This is a genomic window from Planctomycetota bacterium (assembly GCA_038746835.1).
GTDB lineage: Bacteria > Planctomycetota > Phycisphaerae > Tepidisphaerales > Tepidisphaeraceae > JBCDKH01.
In genome coordinates this window covers 1-16,814 of the sequence record JBCDKH010000021.1, presented here as the reverse complement: position 1 = coordinate 16,814, position 16,814 = coordinate 1, and the positions used below count along the sequence as shown (strand labels likewise).

The window sequence follows — 16,814 nt, the reverse complement described above, 5'->3', positions numbered from 1 at the left end:
TCACTTGAACGTGCGCCGGAGCATGATCGCGTCGCGAAGCCAGCGGAGGTAGACGGGGGCGTCGAGTTCCTGACATCCGAAGTGGCTCAAGTGCCGCGTTCGGGCTTGGGCGTCGAGAAGCACGAATTGCCTCGCTCGCAAGCGTTCGACGAGCGAGACGAGCGCCACCTTGCTGGCGTCGGACCGGCGATGGAACATGCTCTCGCCGAAGAACGCCCCGCCCAGGCTCACGCCGTACAGCCCGCCGACAAGTTCGTCACCGTCAGCGGTGTAGGTTTCGACGCTGTGGGCAAAACCCTCGCTGTGCAAATGGACGTACGCACCGACCAGCTCCTCACTGATCCATGTGCCGTCGGGTCGATCGAGCATGCACGCCCGCATCACAGCCTCGAAGTTGCGATTGACATCGACGCGGAAGTGACCACGACGGATGGTCTGACGCAGCGATCGACTGACGCGGAATCGATTGTCCAGCGGAATTACGCCGCGTGGGTCGGCCGTGTACCAGCGCGTGACGCCGTCCGGGTCGGTCATCGGGAACGCACCCTGGGCGTACGCGCTGAGCATGACCTCGGGATCGAGCGACGCACCATGCATTCGGGACCGCGATCATAACGGCCCGGTGTCGCAGGCCGATTCACACGCGCTCACGCGTCGAGCAGGCCACGCCACAAGAGCAGCAGGAGCAGCTGGGAAGCTCCGAGGAGGACGACCAGCAGAGTCAAAACGGCTGGCAGCACCCACCGCCGTCGTCGTTTCGCCGAAAGCGCCACAGCCGTCGGCGACGCGGGGACTGGACGAAGTCGCCACGCCGTCTCAACGCCTGCCAGAACCTGCTCGGTCACCTCCGCGGACAAGCCGTAGGCCGTGCCCTGACGCAGGAGCCCGTCGTGGTCGTCCGGATCGAGCCCGCCCGTGTCCGGGTTGCACCAACGTTGCAGCCGTCGCACTGCGGCCTCGGCGAGGAGGCGCGTGGCTTTCTCTTCCTGATCAGGATCCAGCTTTGCTTTGGGCCGCAATGAATCGAACGTTGCCTCGCGAGCGTGGCGAGCCAGCTCGCGCTCGTGCTCGGTCTGTTTCGCCTCGGCCAGGCGGCGATGACCCGCGGTCGGATCGTACTTGGGACCAGCGTCAGGAGCGGCAGACGGCATCGTCCAAGCGCATCGACCCACGGCCGACATGGCTTGATCTCGACAACGACCGCCTCAGCTATCGGTCGTCGCCGTAGCGTCCACCACCACCGCCACGCCGGGCCAACCAACCCGCGACGCCGTCTTCGAACGCCATGGCCGACTCGAGCTCATCCACGCGACCGTCTCGCCTGCGCCGGTGGCTCGTCCGCCTGGGCGTGCTGATGCTGCTGCTGATCGCCGGCCTTGCAGGCGTCGGCTGGTACGCGAAGAAAGCCGCGTCGTCGGTTCCAGCTTTCTACAGCGAGGCCCGGCTCAGCGGAGCGGACCGCCTCGAAGCGATCGCCAGCATCGAGCGCAAGTTCCTCAACTTCCAAGGCGACCTCGGCGAGTCGACTGCGGTCAGTCTTCGCAACGACAGCGACATCGAACCGGTGCGCGTCTCCTTCAGCGGCGAGGAGCTCGACGTCTACTTCGACAAGTGGCTCAGCGACAGCGGCTACCGCGAGCCGATGGCCAAGTACCTGGCCGACCCGAGGCTCGTGATCCACGACGGCCGGCTCATTCTGGCGGGCCGGGCGACGCTCGATGGTCTGGGCGAGGTCGTGGTCTCGATCCGGCTGCTGCCGTCGGTGGCCGAGTCAGGCCGGGCACGCCTGGTGCTCGAAGACTTTGCGGCTGGGACCATCACGTTGCCCGACGCGTTGGTCTCGGTGTTGCGTCAGAAGGCGATCGACGGACTTGGCATGCAGGCTGAGAACGAACGCGCAGCCGTAGAGATCGCAACGGACGGAACCGCCAACGATGCCGCGATCACGCTCGCGGTCGATCACCAGCTTCGCCGGCTCTTGGCCAGGCAGCCGGTCGACGACATCGTGCTCTTCCCGCCCGTCCTCGGCCGGGGCAATGTCGCTGCTCGCGTCGTCGGTCTGTCGGTCGAAGACGGCGTCCTGACGCTCGATGTCTTGCCGTTGTCGCCCGAGGAGCGAGAGGACCTGGTCGACGAGCTTCAAGCGCCGCCTGTCGAGATCGAGCTCGCGTCGGTTGATGACGCCGTGACGCTGTGAGCCGCGGTTAAGAAAGCCAGCCACCCGACAGGCCGCACGTGAGCAGGGCTTCGCGAAGCTCGGGCAGCTGCCGGGTCACGTTCCACACGCCGCCGTCGAGGTAGTTCGCGGCCATCATGACGATCGGTGCCTGCTCGATCGCGAGGTCGAACTCGTCCACCCAGCCGTGTGGGCAGTCGGGGTCGATGTACGCCAGGTTGTAGCTGCCCATGAAGCCGTGCCAACCGGGACGGCAGAGCGTCACGTCGCGATGCGCACGCAGGCCGTCGCAGACCTCTCCCGGCAGGAACGGCAGCGATGCGGCCGTCGCCCAGGGAGCGAGCGTGCCATCGTCGACCACGCCAGCTGGCGGTCCGAGGCCGCGTTCGACATAGCCGTGGAATCGCACGCGTCGGCCGCCTCGCGTCAGGTGCTTATGGTGGTCAATGCCGGGGCCGTTGCTGGCGGATAAGCCCCAAGTCGACGCGCCGTAGCCCGGATGGCCGAGCGGATTGCGTTTGGCGTAGGCGATCTGCGCACGCGTCCCACGGCGAGCGTTTTCGAAGTAGCACAGGCCGCGATCCCGCAGAAACGTGTCCGCCACGCCGTCGAGATCGATGAACGCGTGCGGAAACTGGTGCGTGAAGAGCGGCGGGCAGTGAAGATGCTCGATGCCTTCAACGTCGTGCCAGTCTTTTGCGTACGTCGAGCACCATGCGTCGTACGCCTCTCGTCCCACGTCCTGCCGAGGCGATGCGGCGGCGATGAGGTAGAGCAGCAGGCCTTCGCTGTAGCCGTCCCACTCGTGGACGATGAAGCCGTCACGATCGTGATCGCGCATGGCACGTCGGATCGGCTCGGGACGCCAGCCGTGGCTGAATCGGCCGCTCGGCCGGATGAAGGCACGCCAATCGACGCCGGCGATGACACGATCGCTGTTCGCACGCAGCGTCAGTTCGGCCTCGTCGTCGCGGTCGAAGTGCCCGCGGGCGACTAGCAGCCCGGCGATGAGCAGGGCGGTGTCGATGGTGCTGACCTCCGACTTCCACGTCCGCCGGCCACGACGTTCGCCGTCACCCGCGAGGAAGTGGTAAAACATGCCACGCCAGCCCGCCGAGTCCTTGGCCTCGGCAGTCGGAACGTCGACGGGCAACTCGGCGAAGACGCGGGCCACGTCGCCGCAGTGCCGAAGGGCAGTCTCGCGGTCGACCAGGCCTAGCCGTTCCGCCGCGACGAAGGCCGCACACGCGAACCCTGCGGCCGCGACGCTGCAGGGCGCACCGGGTCGCGCCGAGTCGCGGACCAGTCCGCCGTTGTGCAGGTCGGGCTCGAGGAAGTACCGCATCGCCAACCCGGCGGCCTCGCGGATGATGGCCTCGTCGGCGGGTGGTGGTTTGCCGTGGTCGAGCACGCGACAGCCTATCGGCGAAGACGGCGGTCAAGGCATCTGAAGGCACGGCGTTGGTCGGATCCGCTAAACTCCGGGCATGAGTCAGGCGAGCCCAACGCACGACCAGACCCGCGTCGTCATCGTCGGCGGCGGGCCGATCGGATTGGAAGTCGCCGCGACGATGCAGCGGGCGGGCGTCGACTACCGCGTGCTCGAGGCCAAGGAAGTCGGCCACACGATGACGTGGTGGGCACCGCAGACGAAGTGGTTCAGCAGCAACGAACGCATCGCGATTGCCGGCATGCCGCTGGTCACGCCCGACGGCTCCAAGGCCTCGCGTGAGCAGTACCTCGCTTATCTCCGCGGGGTCGTCTCGGCGCTCGATCTCGACGTCCGAACCTTCGAGCCTGTGGCTGACATCCAACGGGAGGAAGACGGCTTCGTCGTCCACAGCCAGACCCGCGGCGGGCCACGCGAGACGCGCTGCGACGCAGTCGTCCTCGCGATCGGCGGGACGGACTTCCCGTCGAAGCTCGGCGTGCCGGGCGACGACCTGCCACACGTCGACGGCTACCTCCGCGAGCCGCACAGCTACTTCGGCAGGCGCGTGTTGATCGTCGGCGGACGCAACAGTGCGATCGAGGCGGCACTGCGTTGCCACCATGCCGGGGCCGACGTCGCGCTCTCGTATCGCGGCGACGAGCTGCCGGAGAAGAGCATCAAGTACTGGCTGCTGCCGGAAATCAAAGGGCTCATCAAGAGCGACCGCATCGCCGGGCACTTCGGCACCGAGGTCAAGGCGATCACGCCGACGCACGTCACGCTGAGCAGCACGGACGGCGACACTGACGTCGAAGCAGATGTCGTGCTGAGCCTGATCGGCTATCGCCAGGACAAGCGGCTGCTGCGTCGAGCTGGCGTCGACCTGATCGGTGACGGCGAACGGCCGAGCTACGACGAGGCGACGATGGAGACGAACGTCCCGGGTCTCTACGTCGCCGGCACCGCGATCGCCGGAACGCAGAGCAGCAAGTACAGCGTCTACCTCGAGAACTGCCACGACCACGCGCAGAAGATTCTGGAACACCTCGGCAGCTCGCCCTCGCGGACGGAGCGACATCGTCGTGGCATGTCCGACGGGCTGCGTCGCCAGATTGCCGCTCAGCCCGAGTCGTGAAGCGCGTCGCGGCGATAACAGCGGTCGGGTGGGCCTTCGCAGGCCTGGCGGCTGGCGTCGTGATCGTTGGCATCGGTATCGCCATCACAGCGACGCCAATCGATCGAGCGATGGCGGGCTTGCTGCTCGTGGTCGTGCTGTCGGCCGCTGCGTCGACAGAGCGATTGGATCGCGTGCCACCGCTGGTCATTGGAGCGAGCGTCGTCGTCGGACTCGCTTCGGGTGGTTGGTCGATCGTGCTACTCGTGCTAAGTTGCGGAATTCTGGTGGTGGCCGCGGGCTTACAGCCCGCGGCTACGGACTCGAGCAAGGTTGATGTTGCACGCGCAGATCGCGACACGTCCTTGCTGCTTCCGTTCCTCGCACTCGTCGCGATGGTGGGCTGGATTCTCTGGCCCGTTTGGCTCGGTGACGTGCTGCTTGCGTCAGGATCGCAGGTGCCGACGTGGATGACGCGCTTCCACCCACTCTTCGCCCTCGACGTCGCCACGCCCGGCGTGCCGTGGGTTGAACAGGCCCACGTCTACGCGGCCACGCCCGTCGGAGCCGATCTGGCGATCGTCCTGCCCGACTCACCGTGGCCCGCGATCACCCTCCACGCCGCGGCGGCAGCCGCGGGTCTCGGACTTCGTCTCACGATTTCGCGAGTGCGACGCGTTCGACAAAGTTCGTATCGAACCCGCCCTGACGAACCTCAGGAATCTCCAAGAGCTGCAGATGCAGCGGCACCGTCGTCTTGATCGGCCCGACGCGGAATTCGCCCAGAGCTCGCTTGGCACAAGCGATGACTTCTTCCCGCGTGTTCCGGTGGATGATCAGCTTGCCGATCATCGAGTCGTAGTTCGGCGGAATCCGGTAACCCGCGTGGGCGTGCGTGTCGAGGCGAACACCCGGCCCGCCGGGCGGGTGCCACGTCTCAATGAGGCCCGGCTGCGGGCGGAAGTCGGCCGACGGGTCTTCAGCGTTGATGCGGAACTCCATCGCGTGGCCGATCTGCGGCACGTCTTTCTGATCGATGCCAAGCGGCTCGCCCGAAGCCACGCGAAGCTGCAGGTGAATGAGGTCCAGTCCCGTCACCTGCTCCGTCACCGGGTGCTCGACCTGGATTCGGGCGTTGACCTCCAGCAGGTAGAAGTTCTCATCCGCGTCGACGAGATACTCGACCGTTCCCGCGTTGTCGTACTTGGCCTGCTGGATCAGGCGCACCGCAGCCGCGCACATGGCCTCGCGCGTCTTCTGGCTGATGTGCGGGGACGGCGACTCCTCCATCAGCTTCTGGTGGCGACGCTGCAGCGAGCAGTCGCGTTCCCACAGGTGGATGGCGTTGCCGTGACGGTCGGCGATGACCTGCACTTCGACGTGCCGGCCAAACTCGACGAACTTTTCGATGTAGACCGTGCCGTTGCCAAACGCCGCTTCGGCTTCCGCCTTCGCTTGGGAAAAGCCGGTCTTCAGGCTCGCCTCGTTCCGCGCGACCCGCATGCCACGCCCGCCGCCGCCGGCTGCGGCTTTGATGATGACCGGGAAGCCGATCTTCTCGCAGAGCTCGACCGCCTCCTCCTCGTTCTCGAGTGCTCCGACGCTGCCGGGCACCGTCGGAACATCGGCCTCGCGGGCGAGCTTCTTGCAGTTGACCTTGTCGCCGACGGCACTCATCGCCTCGGGCGACGGACCGACGAACTCAATCTTGCAGCTTCGGACGACTTCGTTGAAGTGGGCATTTTCCGCAAGGAAGCCGTAGCCCGGATGGATCGCGTCGACGTCGTACACCTCGGCCGCCGAGATGATCCGCGGGATATTCAGGTAGCTGTCAGCCGACGGGCCGCGTCCGATGCAGACGGTCTGATCCGCAAGCTCCAGGTAGCTCGCCCCACGATCGGCCTCGCTGTAGACGGCCACCGTCGAAACGCCCACCTCGCGGCAGGCGCGGAGGATCCGCAGGGCGATTTCACCGCGGTTGGCGACGAGGAGCTTCGAGAACATTGGGGCAGACGTAGCTGGTAGTCCGGTGCGAGCTACTCAAGCAGGCCGGACCTTGAACAAGGCTTGACCGAACTCGACGGCGTCGCCGTCCTTGACGAGGATCTGGTCGATCACACCCGACGTCTCGGCCTTGATCGTGTTGAAGACTTTCATCGCCTCGATGATGCAGACGTCGGTCGCGTCCGAAACGCTCTTACCGACCTCGACGAAGGCCGGCGAACCAGGCTTGGGAGCGGCGTAATACGTGCCGACCATCGGGCTGGTGATCGTCGCGAGGTTGCTGTCGCTCGCCGGTGCGGACGGTGCCGCGGCTGGCGCCGGCGACGCAGCCGGGGCTGGTGCTGCGACGGGTGCGGCGACCGGTGCGGTCGCAACGGCGTGTCCACGTGAGAGCGAGATGCGACGGTCGCCGTCCTGCAGCTCCAAGTTCGTCAGACCCTGATCGCTCATGAGCGCAACCAGGCGTTCGAGCCGATCGACGTCCATCGGATCGGACGCGGCGGCGGATCTGTCGTCGGAGCTTCGGCTTGGCGTTTTGGCCACGATGGTTCCTTGAAGTGGTTCGAGACGTCGGCAATCGGCCGCTACTCGATGTGACAGTCTTCGAACGCCTTGGGCAGGCTCGTCAGGATTTCGCGGCCGCTGTGCGTGACGAGCACGTCGTCCTCGATCCGCACGCCGCCCTGGCCGGGCAGGTAGATGCCAGGCTCCACTGTGACGACCATGCCGGGGCGAAGCTCGTCGTCTTCGCCTTGCTTTCGCAGCACCGGCAGTTCGTGGATATCTCGGCCCAGCCCGTGACCCAGCCCGTGCCCGAAGTACTTCTCGTAGCCGGCCTTCTTGATGTGGTCGCGAGCGACCTTGTCCACGGCCAAACACGACACGCCGGGCCGGATGTATTCGATCGCCGCCTGCTGCGCTTCGAGGGTGACGTTGTAAATCTCTTTGAGCTTCGCCGGAACGCGGCCGATGGCGAAGGTGCGCGTCATGTCGCTGCAATAGCCGTTGACGCGGGCACCCCAGTCGAACAGAAGCAGGTTGTCCTTTTGGATGAGCGTGTCGTCGGGCCGGTAGTGGGGCAGTGACGAGTTGCCAGCCGTGGCGACGATGGGGCTGAAGCTCGGGTCGGTCGCACCGCGCGACTTCATCTCGAGTGACAACAAACCTGCGAGGTAGCCCTCGGTCTCACCGGCCTGGATCGAGTCGCGGACGGCGTTGAAAGCCTCCTCAGCGACATCGCACGCCTTGCGGATGAGGTCGATCTCGTGGTCGTCCTTCACCTTCCGCTGCTTGACCATCACGTCCTCGACGGCGACCAGCTCGCAGTCGTAATCCAGCTCGTCCAGCGCCTCTTCGACGGCGTCCTTCTGACCGACGGTCGTGAAGTTGGCCTCGAAGCCGACGCGGGTCAGCCCGGCCTCACGAAGCGTGTGGGCCAAGGCATCGCTCATCTTATGGATGTCGCCCTTGCGCTCGACGACCTTCAACCACGCGGCTTCGAGTTCGGCCTGCTCGGTGTAGCGGAAGTCGGTGACGAGCCAAACCTCGCCGCCGGGCTTGAAGATGCCGACGGAGTCGTCACCGGTGAAGTTGGTCAGGTAGGCAAGGTCTGCCGGATGTGTCAGCAGGATGGCGTCGAGGTCGAGCGCGTCGAGCGCGGCCTCGGTCTGCTTGTGGCGTGCCTTGAGATAGGCCTTGGGCTTGGCGACGGGCTGGCGGACGGACATGCGATCGGCGTGGGGCCGACGTGTTCGGCCGGCGGGGCTCAAGAACCGGCGTGGGCGGGACCATCCCTCCGAAGGCCGGACGGGACCGTAACGCCCGTTTCGACGCAAAGTCAACGACGACCGTCCCGTGTGTTGCACGTTATGGGGCGACATCGGAATCCGCCGGCGACATGCCGGGCCTCATCGGGAATGCGATCTGGCCGATGCCATTTCAGGACGCCCGGTCCCGCCCAAGTCCCATGACAGCCGAAAGCCTCCTGGAAATCCTCCGCAGCCTCCGCTCTGATGGCCTGCTCGACGCCGACAGCAACCGCTCGATGCGCCGCCGCAAGCTGCCGCGCGTGGGCATCCGCGATCGGCTCACCATCCTGCCCGTCGGCAACGACTGCGACGAACGCGTGACAGCCTCGCCGACGAACATCCGCATCCGCGACATCGGCCCACGCGGCATCGGCTTCGTCAGCGACGTCGCCATGTCCGTCGGGGAGAAGTTTCTCGTCCTGCTCCACCGCGAGCGCGGCGGCATCGTTCACATCCTCGCCGAGGTCAAACGCGCCCGAAACGTCGGCGGTACGTATGACATCGGCGGCACGTTCCACCTCGACACCACCCGCGAAGAGATCAACGCCTACCTCCGCAGCGTCAAACGCGCCGCGTGAGCGACGACTGACAACCGAAACCCTGGGTCTTGGGAAGACGAGCTGAAGCCGAGAGCTGAGCGAAGCGATGCTCCGGAACGAACGCCCCTCAGCCCTCGTTCCGGGGCATCGCTTCGCTCAACCCATGGCTTCGACGTCGCGTTGAACGCGAGTTCAATACGTCATTGGCGGTCCAACACGCTTCACACCGAAGTGACAGGGAGCTCTTTGCGGCTTCGTCGTGTCGCCAGATCGATTGCCATCATGACCGCACTCCGCATGCTCGACGCGTCGGCCGCGTTGCGGCCTGCGATGTCGAAGGCGGTGCCATGATCGGGGCTCGTCCGGACGATCGGCAGACCCAGCGTCAGGTTGACGCTCTTGCCGCTGCCGACGAGCTTCACGGGGATCAGGCCCTGGTCGTGATACATCGCGACGACCGCGTCGAACTCGCCGCGGAGCGCACGCAGGAAAATCGTGTCTGCCGGGAAAGGCCCTTGAACGTTGATGCCGTTGTTGCGAGCCATCTGCATCGCCGGCTCGATGAGGCGTTCTTCCTCGTCGCCGAACGCACCGTTCTCACCTGCGTGTGGATTCAGGCCGCAAACGGCGATTCGCGGCTCGGGCACGTCGAACCAGTCGACCAACGCCCGGTGCATCAGGTCGATCGGCCGGTAGATGTTGCCGATGCGCAGCTGGCCCCACAGCCCGTTGATGCCGACGTGCGTCGTCGCCAGCGCGACGCGTAGCGGGCCGCCGGCGAACATCATCGCGAAGTCGCGGCTGCTCGTCTTCTCGGCGAAGAGCTCCGTGTGTCCCGGGTAGTTGTACCCGGCCATGTGCCAGCTGCGCTTGGCGATCGGTGCAGTCACCACGGCGTCGACGAGACCGGCCTTGGCGGCGGCGATGGCGTCGAGGCAGAACCGCACGCTTGCCTTCCCGCCTTCGCGACTCGGCCCACGCACGCCGCCCGCCAGCATGCCAAACTGGTCGTAGTCGATCGCGACTACGTCCTGTCCATAGCGACGCTGCCGGCCGCTGTACGCGTCGCGCCACCAGAAGGCGTCCAACTCCGCGAGGTCGGCGGCGTAGGTGAGCTGCTCGTTGAGTCCGTAGATGACGAACCGTGCCTTCGCACGCAGCTCGGCATCGGCGAGTGTCTTGACGACGATCTCCGGCCCCACGCCCGCCGGGTCACCCATCGTGATGGCAATGGTGGGGCGGAAGTCTGCCATGACAAAGCTCCGTTCGGGTCAGTCGGCATCGTCGCGCCGACGCGGCATCATGGCCGACAGGTCGCCGCTGGGCAACCCGTCGGCCGATAAGTCGCCCGACGCGAACAGACGTCGCACCGTCTCCACAACGCCCTTGGCCATGACGTCGGCCTCGAAGTTGAAGTGCCATCCGACCTCGCGCTCGCCAAGCGCCGTCAGATCGAGCGTCGTCGGAATCAGCGCAACTTCGAACCAGTCTGGCCCGAGACCCGCCACCGTCAGCGACACGCCGTCAATGCAGACAGAACCTTTCGTCAAAACAAACGGAACCAGCTCGCTCGGCGGTCGGACACGCAGTCGCCACTCCTCTGGCGTCACGGTTCGGTCGATCAGTTCGGCCTGCCCGTCGACGTGGCCTTGCACGATGTGACCATCAAAGCGATCGCCCACGCGAAGCGCCCGCTCGACGTGCACGCGATCGCCGATGGACAGGTCGCCGAGGTTGGTCTTGTCGAGCGTCTCGCGAATGACATCAAAGGCAAGACTGTCACTGGCCATGTCGCTGATCGTCAGACAGCAGCCGTTGACGGCGATGCTCTCGCCGTGCGATTCGTCACCCCAGCGATGGCCCAGCGCGATGCGTCGTCCGCCTTTGTGATCTTCAACGGAAGTGACCTCGACCGCTCGTTCGACGATGCCGGTGAACATGAGCCACCCTACGACTTCGCATGCGGCGAACCCTCGACGGCATGACGGCACTGGTCAGTGGCTCCACCAGCGGCATCGGCGAAGCCCTCGCACGCGACCTCCTCGGCCATGGCGTTCGCGTCGCCATCAACGGCCGGCGGCGCGAAAAGCTCGACGCCCTCAAAAGCGATCTCGGCGACCTTGTCGAGGTCGTTCCAGGCGACGTCTCCACAGCAGAGGAGTGCGAACGCATCGTCAACGACACGTTCGATGCCCTTGGCCGACTCGACGTGCTCGTGTGCAACGCTGGCTACGGAGCCACACAGCTCTCTTGGAAGCAGACGCCCGACGACGTGCGCCGCATGTTCGCCACCAACGTTCACGGCACGCACGACCTGATCTACCACGCCGTACCACGCATGCTCGAGCAGCCCGAACGCGACGGCCTGCGCGGCCAGCTCATGCTCGTCAGCAGCGCCGCCGCAAGACGCGGGATTCCGTACCTCGGGCCCTACGCCGCGACAAAGGCCGCCCAGTTGTCGTTGGCCGAGGCGCTGCGTGTCGAGCTGGGCGAAGATGGCATCGCGGTCACCAGCGTCCACCCGGCCGGGACGAAGACGGAGTTCGGCGACGTCGCGGAACGCGAGGGCGAGGTCGCGATCGACACCTTCGCCGGTCGCGGCGGAAGCCAGACGGCCGAGCAGGTCGCAACGGCCATGCGCCGAGCCATCCAAAAACCCACCGCCGAGGTCTGGCCCAATCGGCCGTACCGGATCCTGCTCGGCATCGGCACGCTTATGCCACGCGGCGTGGATCGCGGCATGCGGAAGCTCAAGCGTGACGTCGAACGCCAGACGCCGAGCACGTCGGCCGATGCCGGCGACTGAACAGACGTCAGAAGCAAAGCTCCCAGGTTTCCCCAGAAGCCCTGCGACCCCATCCACATCTCATCGCGTCGAGAATGACGGGAACTCGTCGGTCCGCTTGTCGCTGTCGATGCCGGGAGCGACACGGATCAGCCCCTCGCGCTGGCCTTCGTCGCTGTCGTTGACGACGAAGTTGAGGCTCAGGACGTCGGGCCGCTCGCTATTGCGGAAGAGGTGCCACGGGACGAGCACGTCGTAGGACGTCACACTGCCGTCGCGTTTCGTTGTCAGTTGTACGGCCTCGGCATCCTTGACGAATGCGCCGGCGGGGCGGACGAAGGGGCGAACCACTTCGGTCCCGTCCTCGTGCAGGGCCAGGCCGAACTCCCAGTGCCCGGAGACCATCGGCTGCGACACAGCCAACTGAACGCTGTCAGCTTGCCAGATGCGGCCGGGCGACCTGGTCTGCTCGTGGACATCATCCGTGACCAGAATGACCCCGCGAAGACCCTCCGCGGTCGCCACGAACCATGCTTCGGCCGACAGGTCGCTGGGCCCTTGCCACGTGAGGTGTTCGCGGTTCGGGTCATTTTCGTTGTAGTTTACGATGCTGCTGCGCGAGTCCAGTCTGAACGTCGGCTCGCTGCCAGCGGAGGTTCCGGATGCCAGTCGGCGAGACCGGACCAGCGGGACGATGCTTGACTGCGTGATGCCCGCCGCTTCGACTGTCACGGTCAGTTCGCCCTCGGGCAGGCCCTGGAAGACACGATCAACTACCACCGATGCACCGGGTGCGAGCGTGATTCGCTCTCCATCATCCATCGCGCCGCCGTCGATGCTGAACGTCACGCTGCCCTGGGCCGAGTGCTGTGACGGGTTGCTAACGACCAGCGGCACACGAACCGGCTCACCAGAGATCGCAGCGATGGCGTCGGATTCAATTCTGAGCACGGGCGGGACGATTTCGATCGTCTCGGCATTGGTGATGTTGAGGTATTGCACCTGCGCACCGGGCGCGAAGCTAACGAGGCTCGCGATCCGGTCGGCCGGCCGCTCGTTACCGTACAGGTCGGTCACTATCGCCCGTGCGTCGTCCGGGACGCGGACGAGTAGTGACGTGTTGGGTGTGTCGAGCTCTTCGTGCCAGCCGACGATGGTGTGACGATCACCCCGGCCGAAATGCAGCAGCATGCGACCAGTGTCGCTCTGCAGCTGATCAATCGCGTCAAGGCCGCGGAGCTGCTTGGCGATCTCGTTGTACATCACGTAAGCCGGACGCGGCTGGCGGTCACGATCGATGATCGCGTAACCACTGATTTCTCCCGGCCGCTTACCACGCAGCACAAACACCGCGTAGCCGTCAGCACCGCGGGCAAAAGCGAACGCGATTTTCTTGGCGAGATGATTCGCTTGGTCGATCATGCCATCGCTGTGCCGGAGCGACAGACCGGTCTCGTTAAAGTAAAGCGGGACGTCCGTTTTGAGGTGGCTTCGCCACTCGGCGAGCTGTCCATCGACCGCGCGGCGGAAGCCTTCGAAGCGGCCGTGCTGGTGGTGCGTGTGAATGTCGAAGGCGTCTTGTGCGTCGCGGATGACGCGGAGCTGCATGTCCGGATTGAGATTCTGCCCGCCATGCGGCAGGGCGGTGGCGAAGCCGCCAGTCATGACTTCGATGTCGGGGTTGACGCTCTTGAGCGTCGCGTGCGTCTGACGCAGCAGATCGATGTACTCGTCGGTCGTCCCACGCCAGAAGCCCTCCAGGTCGGGCTCGTTCCAGATCTCGAAACGCGTCAGCCGGCCGTCGTAACGCTCGGCGAGCGTTCGGACCCAGTTGAGCCACGGCTCCATCTCTGGCGGGCTCGACAGGAGCGGCCAGTTCTTGCCCTCGAAACGCGTTCTGTACGGCTCGCGGACCGCCCACCTGTTGCCGTACGCGGTCAGATAGTGCGGGATCAGTCCGTGTTGCTCGCACCAGTCGATCTGCTCATCGATCGAGTCCCACTTCCAAACGCCGGGCTGCGGTTCGCGGTGGCTCCAGTTGCCGCCCATGCGAATGCCCTCGGCGCCCATGAGCGCGGCCAGCCGCCAGTCGAGCTCGTCGTGCATGCCGCCGATGGCGAACTCGAACATGTCGTCGCCGACGACGGCACCGGTGCTGGCGTTGCCAGCAGCCGTCATTCGGCCGATCCGCATCACCTCTTCGATTGCGTCGCCTTCGACGTTGAGCGTCGCGGACAGAGTCTTGACGCCGTAGCGGTCGAGGCCGATCGTTAGCGGAATCGCCGCCTCGCCGGGTGTCTCGGCACCGCTCGCAGCGGGGACGTCGAGTCGAGCGTCCTGCGAAACGGTCGAGCCATCTTCTTCAGTGATCGCGAAGGACAGGTCGACGGTCTTGGGCTTGCTGCTCTCGTTGACGACTACCAGCTCGGCTTCGTCGCGTTCGCTCGTCAGGATGATCGGCGCTCCGAGCGGCGTGCGAACGGTCAGGCTCAGCCCTTCGGTTGCAGGGATGACCTCAATGACTCGGCCTTCAATGAGTCGGAGTTCGGACGCCTCCGTCGATGCCAGACGATCAAACTTTGCGTTGAAGAGGTGTGCTCCACCATCGAAGGCCTCGTTGCTCACGCCGCCCTCGCTGTGGTACCACCGCTCGATGTCGCTGGGGAAGTTCCAAGTGACGGTGTTCGCACCCGGCTCGAGCGTCCGCGAGACAAGTAGCGCTTTCTCACCTGCTTCGTCACGCAACGTGATCTCCATCTCGATCGCAATCGACGAAGCGAGTTGGTAGTCAAGCGTAAGTGATCGCTGCTGATTTAACAGACGCAGCTCGTTGTCCCGCTTGCCCCCATAGAGCCCGATCGTGACCGGCCTGTCGCTCGGCTTAATCGTCAGCACCTGCACCTTGTCGTCGCGCTCAATCGTCGAAGCTGACTTGGGCGTCTTGTTCGGGAAGAACAGCCGCCAGTACTCGTCGCCGTGAAATGCCCACCACGTCCGCTCACGGGTCACCTCATCACGATCGCTCGCAATGGCGATGGAGGGAGAGAGCATGGCCATCGTCAGAGCGATCAGACCAGCGATGCTCCAGAGACGAACCGAACGAACTGAGCGGGAGTTCGAGTTAGGAATCATGTGTTCTTTGAAGGAGATTTTCTGACATGAGGCGGCAAACAATTTCGACCGTGATGTACCGCATTAGTCGTTGGCCAAGACGGTCCACATGCCATCGGAGTCCATGCGACCAGCCGGGTTGAGACGCTCCGGGTCTCCGTCACCGACGGTTTCGATTGGCTCAAGCCGGCGCACACTCCCATCCACGAAGGCCCAGTTCATTCGGCCATCGTGAAGCTCGCGAGTCCACGGGTCGTCGATGCGGAGCATGTCTCGCACTCGCCGAATCGTCTTGCCACGGAGCCGGCCCAGCCCGTCTTCTCCCGACTTTGCGATCTTCTCAGCAAGTAGAAGCGTTCCTGCTGCATCTGGAAGCTGCGCATACCGCCACTGTTCAAGCGTGCGCCAACCGTCGTCCGGCCAACGCGTGTTGCTGATTCCGATGCCCGGACGACTTCCACGCTTACCGGTAGTTGTGTTGTTGTTATGGCTCGGCATGCGGTACGTGAACCGGGTCGGACTGTCGTCAAAAGGATCGTCTGGACACTGCCAGATGTCCGCCAAGTTCGCCCACTGGTCGGCGGTATCGAACCGATTTCCGGAATCGATCTCCGCTTTCGATAGGTCTTTGCCGGCGTAGGGCGAAAGCATGTCATCAAAACCCCACTCTTTGCCTTCGTACTCCCACGCTGCAAAGACGACAAACCCGTCGTTGTCGGTGCTGTAGCCCACCGAAGCGGTCCCGATCTGACGCATCTGTGACGCGCAAGTCACGGTGCGAGCCGCATCGACTGCCCGAGCCAACGTCGGCAGCAGAACTGAAACCAGCACGGTGATGATGGCAACGACGACGAGTAACTCGACAAGCGTGAACCCTCTGTTTCCGCGATACTGGTTCATGACTCCTCCAAAGTCTTGCTGAGAGCGTCTTAAGTGGTTGCGTCTTGCGATTGTCAACCGCTCACCGACGACGCCTGAGCGACATAGCACCTAAGACGCCGACGGCTGCAAGTGCCGTGGGCTCTGGGATTGCGGTCACGCTGAGGCCGAAGTTGTCGAGTGCCTCGATTCCCGACCCGTTCCGCGCTCTACCTCCAAACCCCGCATAGAGATCGCCCACACCAGCAAGGCCTGGGTCGCTGATGTCCAAGAGGCTGTCGCTGTAGACGCTCACAGGCAGGACGCCCGAATTGTCGGTCAGCTCGAGTGTCGCATCGAACAGACCGCCCGCGTCCTGTTCGACGGTGAAGACAGCGGTGAAGAAGAGGCTCGGGCTGTTGGTATCGTCGGACGCTGGTTCGACCTGCCAAAACGCAAGTTCCGTGTTGTTGATGAAGATGCTGTATCCGCCATCGTCGTCGTTTCCGTCGTCGATGATGCCGAAGTTGATCGCTTCGCCGAGATCTGGCGTCTTGCTAGTCGTTTGCTCTCGCGGCGTTGCGGTGTCGGTCAGGTAGCCGAAGAAGTTGACATCGAATCCCGCGTCCGCGTCCGGGTCGATCAGCAGATCCATACTGAGCGTGAAGCTCCTGTTGGTGCCAAATCCAGCTATAGCGGTGTCCCGAACGTTGAACACCGTGTCGCCCCCGTTTGACCCAAGGGCGCCGGTTCCACCAACACCCGAGCTGGTGTTGTAATCCCACCGGATGACACCGTTCCGATCAACGCCCACGTTGTAGACAGATTCAAAATCTGTCTGACTGTCGACGTTGCTGCCAGCGTCGAACGTGTCGAGAAAGACTGTTGCGGCAGATACTGATTTTGCGGACAGAGCGGCCGCGGTCAGGGCGACACAAGTCAAGAATGTGTTGCGGTGCATGGTTCCTCCTAAAGATGGGTCTCGGT

At 64.6% G+C, this 16,814-nt stretch carries 15 protein-coding genes; 4 read left to right on the top strand and 11 right to left on the bottom strand.

The window, feature by feature from the left end:
• A complete protein-coding gene (aat, locus tag AAGI46_04060) occupies nucleotides 1-597 on the bottom strand; it encodes a leucyl/phenylalanyl-tRNA--protein transferase (GenBank protein ID MEM1011380.1) in 597 nt (198 codons plus the stop codon).
• A gap of 50 nt (nucleotides 598-647) precedes the next feature.
• A complete protein-coding gene (locus tag AAGI46_04055; GenBank protein ID MEM1011379.1) occupies nucleotides 648-1,151 on the bottom strand; it encodes a hypothetical protein in 504 nt (167 codons plus the stop codon).
• Nucleotides 1,152-1,285: 134 nt separating this feature from the next.
• Between AAGI46_04055 and AAGI46_04050 the strand changes: the two genes are divergently transcribed.
• The gene (locus AAGI46_04050; protein ID MEM1011378.1) at nucleotides 1,286-2,197 is read left to right on the top strand and encodes a hypothetical protein; all 912 of its coding nucleotides are present in this window, start codon (nucleotides 1,286-1,288) and stop codon (nucleotides 2,195-2,197) included.
• Between the two features lie 7 nt (nucleotides 2,198-2,204).
• Here the strand turns inward: AAGI46_04050 and AAGI46_04045 are convergent, their stop codons facing one another.
• The gene (locus tag AAGI46_04045) at nucleotides 2,205-3,587 is read right to left on the bottom strand and encodes a glucoamylase family protein (GenBank protein ID MEM1011377.1); all 1,383 of its coding nucleotides are present in this window, start codon (nucleotides 3,585-3,587) and stop codon (nucleotides 2,205-2,207) included.
• 76 nt (nucleotides 3,588-3,663) lie between these two features.
• Between AAGI46_04045 and AAGI46_04040 the strand changes: the two genes are divergently transcribed.
• Nucleotides 3,664-4,743 carry an NAD(P)-binding domain-containing protein gene (locus AAGI46_04040; GenBank protein ID MEM1011376.1) on the top strand — a complete coding sequence of 360 codons (1,080 nt, stop codon included), beginning with the start codon at nucleotides 3,664-3,666 and terminating at the stop codon, nucleotides 4,741-4,743.
• Between the two features lie 633 nt (nucleotides 4,744-5,376).
• On the opposite strand, the gene accC is transcribed toward AAGI46_04040, so the two are convergent.
• From accC to AAGI46_04025, 3 genes are all read right to left on the bottom strand, one after another.
• Nucleotides 5,377-6,726, bottom strand: coding sequence for an acetyl-CoA carboxylase biotin carboxylase subunit (gene accC / locus AAGI46_04035; protein ID MEM1011375.1), 1,350 nt, complete (start codon nucleotides 6,724-6,726; stop codon nucleotides 5,377-5,379).
• Between the two features lie 36 nt (nucleotides 6,727-6,762).
• Complete coding sequence (gene accB, locus AAGI46_04030) at nucleotides 6,763-7,212, bottom strand: acetyl-CoA carboxylase biotin carboxyl carrier protein (GenBank protein ID MEM1011374.1); 450 nt, start codon at nucleotides 7,210-7,212, stop codon at nucleotides 6,763-6,765.
• A gap of 98 nt (nucleotides 7,213-7,310) precedes the next feature.
• Nucleotides 7,311-8,453, bottom strand: coding sequence for a Xaa-Pro peptidase family protein (locus AAGI46_04025; protein MEM1011373.1), 1,143 nt, complete (start codon nucleotides 8,451-8,453; stop codon nucleotides 7,311-7,313).
• A gap of 239 nt (nucleotides 8,454-8,692) precedes the next feature.
• Here AAGI46_04025 and AAGI46_04020 point away from each other — a divergent pair, with 239 nt between their 5' ends.
• The gene (locus AAGI46_04020; protein ID MEM1011372.1) at nucleotides 8,693-9,112 is read left to right on the top strand and encodes a hypothetical protein; all 420 of its coding nucleotides are present in this window, start codon (nucleotides 8,693-8,695) and stop codon (nucleotides 9,110-9,112) included.
• 182 nt (nucleotides 9,113-9,294) lie between these two features.
• Here the strand turns inward: AAGI46_04020 and pdxA are convergent, their stop codons facing one another.
• Together pdxA and AAGI46_04010 are read right to left on the bottom strand one after the other, a co-directional pair.
• A complete protein-coding gene (gene pdxA / locus AAGI46_04015) occupies nucleotides 9,295-10,326 on the bottom strand; it encodes a 4-hydroxythreonine-4-phosphate dehydrogenase PdxA (GenBank protein MEM1011371.1) in 1,032 nt (343 codons plus the stop codon).
• Between the two features lie 18 nt (nucleotides 10,327-10,344).
• Nucleotides 10,345-11,013, bottom strand: coding sequence for a riboflavin synthase (locus AAGI46_04010; protein ID MEM1011370.1), 669 nt, complete (start codon nucleotides 11,011-11,013; stop codon nucleotides 10,345-10,347).
• 20 nt (nucleotides 11,014-11,033) lie between these two features.
• Between AAGI46_04010 and AAGI46_04005 the strand changes: the two genes are divergently transcribed.
• Entirely contained in the window at nucleotides 11,034-11,879 is an 846-nt protein-coding gene (locus AAGI46_04005; protein MEM1011369.1) for an SDR family oxidoreductase, read from the top strand.
• A 60-nt stretch (nucleotides 11,880-11,939) separates the two neighbouring features.
• Here AAGI46_04005 and AAGI46_04000 read toward each other — a convergent pair whose 3' ends face one another.
• The 3 genes from AAGI46_04000 to AAGI46_03990 form a co-directional block, all read right to left on the bottom strand.
• Nucleotides 11,940-14,909, bottom strand: a complete 2,970-nt coding sequence (locus AAGI46_04000) for a hypothetical protein (GenBank protein MEM1011368.1) — start codon at nucleotides 14,907-14,909, stop codon at nucleotides 11,940-11,942.
• Between the two features lie 144 nt (nucleotides 14,910-15,053).
• Nucleotides 15,054-15,869 (bottom strand): type II secretion system protein, encoded by an 816-nt coding sequence (locus tag AAGI46_03995; protein ID MEM1011367.1) that lies wholly within the window; start codon nucleotides 15,867-15,869, stop codon nucleotides 15,054-15,056.
• Between the two features lie 61 nt (nucleotides 15,870-15,930).
• Complete coding sequence (locus AAGI46_03990; protein MEM1011366.1) at nucleotides 15,931-16,482, bottom strand: PEP-CTERM sorting domain-containing protein; 552 nt, start codon at nucleotides 16,480-16,482, stop codon at nucleotides 15,931-15,933.
• Nucleotides 16,483-16,814 lie beyond the last annotated feature (332 nt).